The organism is Streptomyces sp. NPDC091272 (assembly GCF_044757485.1).
Taxonomy (GTDB): Bacteria; Actinomycetota; Actinomycetes; order Streptomycetales; family Streptomycetaceae; genus Streptomyces.
Window position 1 is genome coordinate 128,975 of record NZ_JBIVVC010000017.1, and the last position, 9,981, is coordinate 138,955.

Annotated in this window: 8 protein-coding genes; 5 read left to right on the forward strand and 3 right to left on the reverse strand. The window is 71.7% G+C overall.

What is annotated here, in order from left to right; all coding sequences use genetic code 11:
* Nucleotides 1-103 precede the first annotated feature (103 nt).
* From mtrB to mtnA, 3 genes are read right to left on the reverse strand one after another with little or no spacing between them, the layout of a single operon-like run.
* Nucleotides 104-2,326, reverse strand: coding sequence for an MtrAB system histidine kinase MtrB (gene mtrB / locus ACIQM4_RS32905; RefSeq protein ID WP_401598981.1), 2,223 nt, complete (start codon nt 2,324-2,326; stop codon nt 104-106).
* 1 nt (nt 2,327) lies between these two features.
* Entirely contained in the window at nt 2,328-3,017 is a 690-nt protein-coding gene (gene mtrA, locus ACIQM4_RS32910) for a two-component system response regulator MtrA (protein WP_362430714.1), read from the reverse strand.
* Nucleotides 3,018-3,021: 4 nt separating this feature from the next.
* Entirely contained in the window at nt 3,022-4,167 is a 1,146-nt protein-coding gene (mtnA, locus tag ACIQM4_RS32915) for an S-methyl-5-thioribose-1-phosphate isomerase (RefSeq protein ID WP_401598983.1), read from the reverse strand.
* Between the two features lie 149 nt (nt 4,168-4,316).
* Between mtnA and ACIQM4_RS32920 the strand changes: the two genes are divergently transcribed.
* Genes ACIQM4_RS32920 through ACIQM4_RS32940 form a run of 5 tightly spaced genes read left to right on the forward strand, consistent with a single transcriptional unit; the run spans nt 4,317 to nt 9,809 of the window.
* Complete coding sequence (locus tag ACIQM4_RS32920) at nt 4,317-5,585, forward strand: glycerophosphoryl diester phosphodiesterase membrane domain-containing protein (RefSeq protein WP_401598985.1); 1,269 nt, start codon at nt 4,317-4,319, stop codon at nt 5,583-5,585.
* Between the two features lie 7 nt (nt 5,586-5,592).
* A complete protein-coding gene (locus ACIQM4_RS32925) occupies nt 5,593-6,285 on the forward strand; it encodes a DUF4129 domain-containing protein (RefSeq protein ID WP_401598986.1) in 693 nt (230 codons plus the stop codon).
* Nucleotides 6,282-7,505: a DUF4350 domain-containing protein gene (locus ACIQM4_RS32930; RefSeq protein ID WP_401598988.1), complete on the forward strand. Its 1,224-nt coding sequence runs from the start codon at nt 6,282-6,284 to the stop codon at nt 7,503-7,505. Before ACIQM4_RS32925 ends, ACIQM4_RS32930 begins: the two co-directional genes overlap by 4 nt.
* Nucleotides 7,502-8,488 (forward strand): AAA family ATPase, encoded by a 987-nt coding sequence (locus ACIQM4_RS32935; RefSeq protein ID WP_401598990.1) that lies wholly within the window; start codon nt 7,502-7,504, stop codon nt 8,486-8,488. Before ACIQM4_RS32930 ends, ACIQM4_RS32935 begins: the two co-directional genes overlap by 4 nt.
* A gap of 10 nt (nt 8,489-8,498) precedes the next feature.
* Entirely contained in the window at nt 8,499-9,809 is a 1,311-nt protein-coding gene (locus tag ACIQM4_RS32940; protein WP_401598992.1) for a DUF58 domain-containing protein, read from the forward strand.
* Nucleotides 9,810-9,981: the final 172 nt, after the last annotated feature.

Here is a 9,981-nt window from a genome sequence, read left to right on the forward strand (position 1 = left end):
GACGGTCAGCAGAAGCCCGGCGGCCACCACGGCCGCCGAAACCCTGCGGCTACGCCCCAGGCCGCCGCTCCTGCCGTCGCCCTTCGTGCCCCTGCTACGCCGCTCAACGCCCACGCGCGATGTCCTCCCGGTCCCTGTCCTGCGGCGCACCCTCACCGGTGACGCGGCCACTGTCGCGGTCGCCGCGGCTGCCGTGGCCACCGCTGCTGTCGCGGTCGCCACGGACACTGTCGCCGCCGCCCCACGCACTGTTGACGTCGCTGCCGCCGTCGCTGTTGCCGCCGTCGCCGCGGCCGTCCTGCGTTTCGTCCCCCGCCCGTCGGGACACCACCCGCGAACCGTTGCCGGGCAGCGCCGTCGGGTCCGCCGCGGGCGAGGCGGCGAGCCGGGGCGGCGTTATGGGCCCTGTCCTGCGCTCCCCCGTCGGCTGTACGGGGACGGTGGCGAGCCTGCTGTTCACGTCGGCCACCCGCTCCGCCTCCGTCACGCGCGCGCGTGCCCGCCGCGAGTCCTCCGGCTCCAGCGGTACCGGCGAGCCGCGCAGCGGCTCGTCGGCCGTCCGCGGCAGCGTCAGCCGGAACTGGGAACCGCCGCCCGGCTCTCCCCAGGCCTGGAGCCACCCACCGTGCAGACGGGCGTCCTCGACGGCGATCGACAGGCCGAGCCCGGTGCCGCCCGTGGTGCGGGCGCGGGCCGGGTCGGCCCGCCAGAAGCGGCTGAACACCCGGGTCGCCTCACCCGGCTTCAACCCCACCCCGTAGTCCCGTACGGCAACGGCGACCGCACCCTTGGCAGCCCCCAGCCGTACCACCACGTCCCGGCCCTCGCCGTGCTCCACGGCGTTGACGAGGAGGTTGCGCAGCACCCGCTCCACCCGTCGTGCGTCGGCCTCGACCACCACGGGCTGCTCGTCCCCGACGACCCTGACGGTGCTGCCCTTGCGCTCGGCCAGCGGCTCCGCGGCGTCGATCACCCGTCGCACCACCTCACGCAGATCTATCGGCTCGGCCTCCAGGGCCGCGGCGCCGGCGTCGAACCGGCTGATCTCCAGGAGGTCCGCGAGCAGTGACTCGAACCGGTCGATCTGCCCGACCAGCAGTTCCGCGGAGCGGGCCGTCACCGGGTCGAAGTCCTCCTTGGCGTCGTGGATGACGTCGGCGGCCATCCGCACGGTCGTCAGCGGGGTCCGCAGCTCGTGCGACACGTCGGAGACGAACCGCCGCTGCATCCGCGACAGGTCCTCCAGCTGCTGGATCTTCAGCTGCAAGTTCTGCGCCATCTTGTTGAAGGCCTCGCCGAGGCGCGCGATGTCGTCCTCGCCCGTGACCTTCATACGTTCCTGGAGACGCCCTGCGGAGAGCCTCTCGGCCACCCCGGCGGCCATCCGTACCGGCGTGACCACCTGCCGCACCACAAGCCAGGCGATGGCTCCGAGCAGCACGACCACGAACAGCCCGGCGGTCGTGAGGGTGTTCTTGACGACCTTGAGCGAGGCCTCCTCCTGCGCCAGCGGAAAGAGGTAGTAGAGCTGGTAGGGCTTTCCGTCCACGTCGTTCAGCCGCTTGCCCACGATCAGGCCGGGCTCGGACGGCTGCGCGTCGTTGCTGTACACGATCCGTACGTACCGCTGGTACGCCTCGGCGCCCTCGTCGACGGCGTCGCGCACATCCAGCGGCACGCTCGCCAACGGGTCCACGCCGCCCGAGGCACGCGGCCCCGGCTGGCTCGTCTTCTCGTCGGAAACGGCACTCAGCGCCACCACGTTGAAGGCCTTCTGGCCGCCGCTGGCGAGCTGCTCCACCAGGTCGGACCGCCAGTTCGCGGCGTTCCTGCCGGTCTTGTGGTCGGTGCTGTCACCCTCTTGACCGCTCGGCGTCTCGGGGGTGCTGGCCCGTTCCTGGGCCACGGCGAAACCGCCGCGGGCCTGGTTCTGCGCCGCCTCCACCTTCGAGTTGAGCAGCCCGTTCTTCACGGCGCTGATGACGACGAAGCCGAGCAGCAGCACCACTCCGAGCGACATCAGCAGCGTCGCTGCGACCACCCGCAGCTGGATGTTGCGCCGCCACAGTCGTACGGCAGGCAGCAGCGGGCGCCGCACCAGCCGTACGACGAGACGCAGGACCGGTCCGCCGGGCGCCCCGTCCTGCAGCAGCCGGCCCCCCTGGAGGAACCGGCCGGCCCGGGACGCACGACGCGGACGGCCAGAGGCCCCGGGTCCCGGTCCCGGCCCGGGTGCGGGTCCCGAACCGGGCCCCGGCCGTCCCGCAGCCCGCTCCGTACGGCCTCCCGGCTCCCCGGGCTGCGGAGCAGCGCTGCCACGGTTCATGTCAGCTCGGTCCGGCCTTGTAGCCGACGCCGCGCACGGTCACCACGATCTCCGGGCGCTCCGGGTCCCTCTCGACCTTGGAACGCAGCCGCTGGACATGCACATTGACCAGCCGGGTGTCCGCGGCGTGGCGGTACCCCCAGACCTGCTCCAGCAGCACCTCACGGGTGAACACCTGCCAGGGCTTGCGGGCCAGCGCGACCAGCAGGTCGAACTCCAGCGGGGTCAGTGCGATCGACTGCCCCTCCCGCTTCACCGAGTGTCCGGCCACGTCGATGACCAGGTCACCGATGGCCAGCTGCTCCGGCGCGGGCTCCTCGGACCTCCTCAGCCTCGCCCGTATCCGGGCGACGAGCTCCTTGGGCTTGAACGGCTTGACGATGTAGTCGTCGGCGCCGGACTCCAGCCCGACCACCACGTCCACGGTGTCGCTCTTCGCCGTGAGCATGACGATCGGCACTCCGGACTCGGCCCGGATCAACCGGCACACCTCGATGCCGTCCCGTCCGGGCAGCATGAGGTCCAGCAGCACCAGGTCCGGCTTGGCCTCCCTGAACGCAGCCAGCGCTTTGTCACCGTCGGCGACGAACGACGGCTCAAAACCTTCTCCACGCAACACAATGCCGAGCATCTCGGCAAGTGCGGTGTCGTCGTCAACTACGAGAACGCGACCTTTCATAAACGCCATCATCCCATTAGCTCATCGTTGCCCGTCGTGACCTGGCACACAGCTCCGCCAGAGCGGGCCCGGTCACCGGTGAAACGACGCCTTCCTCGGTGACTATCGCGGTCACCAGTTCCGGCGGGGTCACGTCGAACGCGGGGTTGTACGCCTGCGTCCCGAGGGGTGCGACCGCCAGTCCGCCGCCTCCTTCGCCACCCGTCGACGAGAATCCCGCAGTGATCTCCGTCACCTCGTGCCCCGGGCGCTGCTCCACCTCCACGGCCGACCCGTCCGCCGTGTCCAGATCCACGGTGGTCAGCGGTGCGACCACGAGGAACGGCACATGGTGGTACTTGGCCAGCACGGCGAGCGGATAGCTCCCCACCTTGTTCGCCACCGAACCGTCGGCCGCGATCCGGTCCGCCCCGATCAGTACGGCGTCCACCTCGCCCGCCGCGAACAGCGAGCCCGCCGCGTTGTCCGTCAGCAGGGAGTACGCCATCGAGTGACGCGCGGCCTCGTACGCGGTCAGCCGGGCTCCCTGCAGCAGCGGCCGCGTCTCGTCCACCCACAGGCGCCGCAGCCGGCCCATCCGGTGCGCGGCCAGCGCCACGGCGAACGCCGTGCCCTCGCCACCGGAGACCAGCGCCCCTGTGTTGCAGTGGGTGAGGATGCGATGGCTGCCGCCGGGCAGCAGCTCGTCGAGGAACCTGAGCCCGTGCACGGCCATCGCCGCACTCGCCTCGGCGTCCGCCCGGTGCAGCTCCCTGGCCGCGTCCAGTGCCGCCGCGGCGGCTGCCGCGGCCCCGGCCCCCTTCTCCAGCGCCTGGCAGTACGCCCCGAGCGCCTGCCGGACCCCGTACCCGAGGTTGACCGCGGTGGGCCGCGCACCGGCCAGCATGGCCGCCGCGTCCTCCACGTCGAACCCGCGTCTGGCGGCGAGCGCGACCCCGTACGCCCCGGCGATGCCGAGCAACGGTGCGCCCCGTACCGCCAGGGTCTGTATCGCGTGCACCAGCGCGGGCACGTCGGTGCAGACCAGCTCCACCTCCTGGGCCGGCAGCCGGGTCTGGTCGAGGAGTACCAGCACCGGCCCCTCGGGCGGCTCCTCCCATCGCAGCGCGGGCAGTGCGGGCGGTTCTGCGCCCACCGTGCTGTGTGCGTCCTGATCAGCCATCCGCCCAGTCTGCCCCGTACCGCACCGACAATTGAAGGTGCCGAAGGAAGAGAGCGTTCACGGGGGCCGGTCCGACGGCGCACCTCGCGTGGCACGATGGCTGGCAACCTGTCGCCGCACCCGCGGGCGGGCACCGTGAAGGAGCGACGATGAATGACTCTCCGGGCTGGGCCTCGCCCGGACCCGCCCCCTCCGACGGACGTCCCCCGGAGAACACCGCGGGCGCCGAGCCCGCCGACGAGCGGCCCGCCGACCATGCACCCGCCTCGAAGTGGTCGAAGGAACAGCCGCCCGCGGGCGACTGGTCCGCCCCCGGAGCCGCCCCGCCGCGCAGCCACGCCCAGTCCCCGCCCCGGCCGGACCTGAACAGGCCGCAGCAGGGCGGCGGTTGGGGACGCCCGCCGGGCCCCGGCGGCTGGGGTGGCCCACCGCCCGCCGCCAAGCCGGGCGTGATCCCGCTGCGCCCGCTCGGCGTCGGTGACATCCTCGACGGCGCCGTGTCGACCATGCGTGCGCACTGGCGCACGGTGCTCGGTGTCTCCGTCACCATCGCCGTGCTGATGCAGATCGCGGACACCGTGGTGCAGCGCTACCTGCTGCCCGCTCCGGTCACCGTGGACCCGAACGCCGACTCGGCGGAGGCACTGCGCCAGTCCGCCGAGTCCATGCGCTCCACGCTGCTCACCATGGGCCCGAGCACGCTGATCACCCTGATCGGCACCCTTTTCACGACGGCCCTGCTCACCATCGTGGTCAGCCGTTCCGTGCTCGGGCGCCCGGTGAATCTCTCGGACGCCTGGCGCGAGGCCAGGCCCCGCTTGCTGCCACTGCTGGGCCTCAGCCTGCTGTTTCCCCTCGGCGCCGCCGTGATCATGACGGTCGGCGTGCTGCCCGGCCTCCTTGTCGGTTCTGGCGTCGGTGCGGCAGTCGCCGCGCTCGGCGGGCTCGTGGCACTCGTGGTCCTGATCTGGCTGGTGGTCCGCTTCGCCCTCGCGCCCCCGGCGCTGATGCTGGAGCGCCAGGGCGTCGTCCAGTCCCTGCGCCGCTCGGCGAAGCTGGTCCGCGGCTCCTGGTGGCGGGTCTTCGGCATCATGCTGCTGACGATGCTCCTGACCTTCATCGTGGCGATGATCATCGGGCTGTTCTTCGGCCTCATCGCCGTGCTGGTCGACGGCGACGGATTCAGCAACCTCCTCAAGGGCGCCGACCCGAACTTCGGCTGGGGGTTCCTGATCATCAGCGGTATCGGCGCGGTGATCGCCTCCGCCATCACCTACCCGCTCACCGCCGGGGTGACGGTCCTGCTCTACGTCGACCAGCGGATCCGCCGCGAAGCGCTCGACCTCGATCTCGCCCGCGCCGCCGGACTCCCCGGATACGGCACCGACCAGCCCGCCGACCCGACTCCAGGGAGCTGACACAGCGGTGCGGGTGACGGGGGACACTGCCACAACGCTGCTGCCGCTACAAACGGACGACGACCCACCGGTGGACATCCCGCGCCTCCCTGCCCGTGAGGCCGCGGAGCGCGAGCTGTCCCACCCGAGGTACCACGAGAACGATCCCAACCTCCTCCAGCGCGCACTCGACCGCTTCTGGGACTGGGTCGGCGACCTCTTCGACGCGGCCTCCGGGGCAACTCCCGGCGGCACGCTCGGCCTGGTCGTCATCGCCGTGGTCGTCGTCCTGCTGGTGCTGGGCCTGTGGTGGCGGCTCGGCACTCCGGGCCGCGCCGCCGTCTCCGCGGCGCCCCTCTTCGACGACGGCCCGCGCAGCGCCGCCGAACACCGCGCCGCCGCCGACACCCACGCCTCGGCCCGCGACTGGAACCCGGCTGTCCAGGAACGGATGCGGGCCATCGTCCGCTCCCTCGAAGAGCGCGCCCTCCTCGACCCGCACCCCGGCCGCACGGCGGACGAGGCCGCCGCCGACGCCGGCCGTTCCCTGCCCGGCCACGCCGAACGCCTGCACGGCGCCGCCCGCACCTTCGACGACGTCACATACGGCGACCGCACCGCCGACGAATCCGCGTATCTCCGGTTGCGCGAACTGGACCTCGAACTCGACCGTACGAAACCGGCCCTGTCCGGCGCCTCCCCGTCCGGAGCCGCCGAATGACCGCCACAACGACGCCGGTCTCCACCTCGGTCTCCCCCACGCCCCAGCAGCTGTGGACGCGCACCCGCGGCCTCCTCCTGGTCCTCGCCCTCGTCCTGCTCTCGGGCATCGTGGTCGCCGCCCTCCAGTCCGGCAAGCAGCACGGCCGCCTCGACCCCCGCTCCGCCGACCCCCAGGGCAGCCTCGCAGTCGCCGAACTCCTCAAGGAGCGGGGCGTCTCCACCCGGGTCGTCACCACCCTCAACGAAGCCACCGCCGCCGTCGGCCCCGACACCACCCTCCTGGTCGCCTCTCCCAACCTCCTCACGCCTTCGCAACAGGCCCAGCTCCACCACGCCACCTCCCCCTCCGGCGGTCGCACCGTCCTCGTCGCCGCCGGCGTCCCCTCGGTCACCGCTCTCGCCCCAGGCGTACGCGCAACGCCAACATCGGCCCCCGCAGCCACCCGCGAGCCACGCTGCACACTGCCCGCGGCAACCACCGCTGGGGCCGCGGAAATCGGCGGCATCCGCTACACCACCGGCGCATCCCACGACGCGTGCTACCCCGTCGAAGGCCGCCCCTCGCTGCTCCGTCTCCCGGCCGCCACCGGAGGGGACACCGTCCTCCTCGGTGCTCCCGAGCCTCTCCACAACGAGCGCCTCGCCCAGCAGGGCAACGCCTCGCTCTCCCTCCAACTCCTCGGCTCCCGGCCCCATCTGGTCTGGTACCTCCCCTCCTTGGACGACCCGTCGGCGAACGACGCCACCGGCCCGGGCGGCGAACCCTCCACCGGCACCGACACCACCACCGGTTTCCTCTCCCACGTCCCGGACGGTTGGTTCTGGGGTGTTCTCCAACTCGCCCTGGCCGCCGTCCTTGCCGCCCTCTGGCGTGCCCGGCGTCTCGGCCCGCTCGTGAGCGAACGCCTCCCCGTCGCGGTCCGCGCCGCAGAGACCACGGAAGGCCTCGCCCGCCTCTATCTCAAGACCAACGCCCGCGACCGCGCCGCCTCGACCTTGCGCCTCACCACCCGCACCCTCCTCGCTTCCCTCCTGGGCGTCCCCTCCGCCCACTCCGACTCACCGAACGTGCTCCTCCCGGCCGTCGTCGCCCGTCTCCCGCACACCACCAGGGACCTCGACTCCCTCCTCTTCGGCCCCACCCCGACCGACAACGCCGGCCTCATCCGCCTGGCAGACGAACTCGACGCCCTCGAAAGAGAGGTCCGCGCCTCATGAGCGCCCAGCACGCAGAGACCCCCGCCGAGACCCCCGACCGTGCCCGCGCCTCCTTGGAGGCCCTGCGCACCGAGATCGCCAAGGCCGTGGTCGGCCAGGACCCGGCGGTCACCGGCCTCGTCGTGGCCCTCCTCTGCCGCGGCCACGTCCTTCTCGAAGGAGTCCCCGGCGTCGCCAAGACCCTGCTGGTGCGCGCCCTTGCCGCCTCCCTCGAACTCGACACCAAGCGAGTCCAGTTCACTCCCGACCTGATGCCGAGCGACGTGACCGGCTCCCTGGTCTACGACTCCCGCAGCGCCGAGTTCTCCTTCCGGCCCGGCCCTGTCTTCACCAACCTCCTCCTCGCCGACGAAATCAACCGAACCCCACCCAAGACCCAGTCCTCCCTCCTCGAAGCGATGGAGGAACGCCAGGTCACCGTGGACGGTGTCCCTCGCCCCCTGCCCGATCCCTTTCTCGTCGCCGCGACCCAGAACCCGGTGGAGTACGAGGGCACCTACCCGCTCCCCGAGGCCCAGCTGGACCGCTTCCTCCTGAAGCTCACGGTCCCCCTGCCGGGCCGCCAGGACGAGATCGATGTCCTGACCCGCCATGCGGAGGGCTTCAACCCCAGGGACCTCACAGCGGCGGGCGTACGTCCCGTCGCAGGTCCCGCCGACCTCGAAGCCGCCAGGTCGGCCGTCGCCAAGACCTCGGTGTCGCCCGAGATCACCGGCTATGTCGTCGACATCTGTCGTGCCACTCGTGACTCCCCCTCACTGACTCTGGGCGTCTCCCCGCGAGGCGCCACCGCACTGCTCTCCACCGCGCGCGCCTGGGCCTGGCTCACCGGCAGGGACTACGTCATCCCCGACGACGTGAAGGCACTCGCCCTCCCCGCACTCCGCCACCGCGTCCAGCTCCGTCCCGAAGCGGAGATGGAGGGTGTCACCCCCGACTCCGTCATCACCTCCGTCCTCACCCACGTCCCCGTCCCCCGCTGAGTCGGCGACCATGGCTCTCACCGGACGAACCGCGCTGCTCGCGGCCCTCGGCTCCCTGCCCGTCGGCATCCTCGCGCCGAGCTGGACGGGGATTCTCGCGGTCAACGCGCCCCTCACACTCGCAATCCTGTGCGACTTCGCTCTCGCCGCGCCAGTGCGAAAGCTCCAATTCACCCGATCCGGTGATACATCCGTTCGACTCGGTGAAACCGCCACAGTTCAACTCACCGTCGCCAACCCGGCTCCGCGTCGACTGAAGGCCCAGCTACGGGACGCCTGGCCGCCCAGCAGCTGGACAGCAGGCACCGAGCTCACGGCGTCCCGGCACAAGGTGACGGTCCCTCCCGGTGAACGCCGCCGCCTCAGCACGGAGTTGCGGCCCACCCGCAGGGGCGACCACGAATCCCAGCACGTCACCGTCCGCTCGTACGGCCCGCTCGGCCTGGTCGCCCGTCAGGGCACTCACCAGGTGGCCTGGACCGTACGCGTGCTGCCGCCGTTCACCAGCCGCAAGCACCTGCCGTCCAAGCTCGCGCGGCTGCGCGAACTGGACGGCCGCACCAGCGTGTTGACCCGCGGCGAGGGAACGGAGTTCGACAGCCTCCGCGACTACGTGCCGGGCGACGACACCCGATCGATCGACTGGCGCGCCACCGCCCGACAGAACACGGTCGCAGTCCGCACCTGGCGCCCTGAACGCGACCGCCACATCCTCCTGGTCCTGGACACCGGCCGCACCTCGGCGGGCCGCGTGGGTGACGTACCCCGCCTCGACGCTTCCATGGACGCGGCGCTGCTCCTGGCGGCGTTGGCCTCGCGTGCCGGTGACCGGGTGGACCTGCTCGCCCATGACCGGCGTGTCCGTGCCCGGGTCCAGGGCCGTTCCGCGGGCGAGCTTCTGCCGGCCCTGGTCAACGCCATGGCACCGCTTGAACCGGAACTCGTGGAGACCGATACCCGCGGCCTCACAGCCACGGCTGCGGCCTGCGCGCCCCGACGGTCCCTTGTCGTTCTCCTGACGAGTCTTGAAACCGCTCCGGTGGAAGAGGGCCTTCTCCCCGTCCTCGCCCAGCTCACTCGACGCCACACCGTGCTCGTCGCTTCGGTGGCTGATCCGCGCGTCGAGGAGATGACCGCGGCGCGCGGTGCGATCGATGCTGTTTACTCAGCCGCAGCCGGCGCACAGGCAAAGGAACAACGTCGCCGAACGGCGGAGAAGCTGAAGCGTCACGGCGTCACCGTCGTCGACGCCACCCCCGAGAACCTTGCTCCCGCCTTGGCGGACGCGTATCTGTCTCTCAAGGCCGCAGGCCGCCTGTGAGATGCGTACCCGGACACGGAGCACCGAGGCTCAGCGACTGCATCCCCGGTGGACAGCCCTCGACTAACACCTCCCGGTGAACGCAAAAATGCCCCGTACCGGTTATCCCGGTACGGGGCACTCTCACAATAATTGTTCGGCGGCGTCCTACTCTCCCACAGGGTCCCCCCTG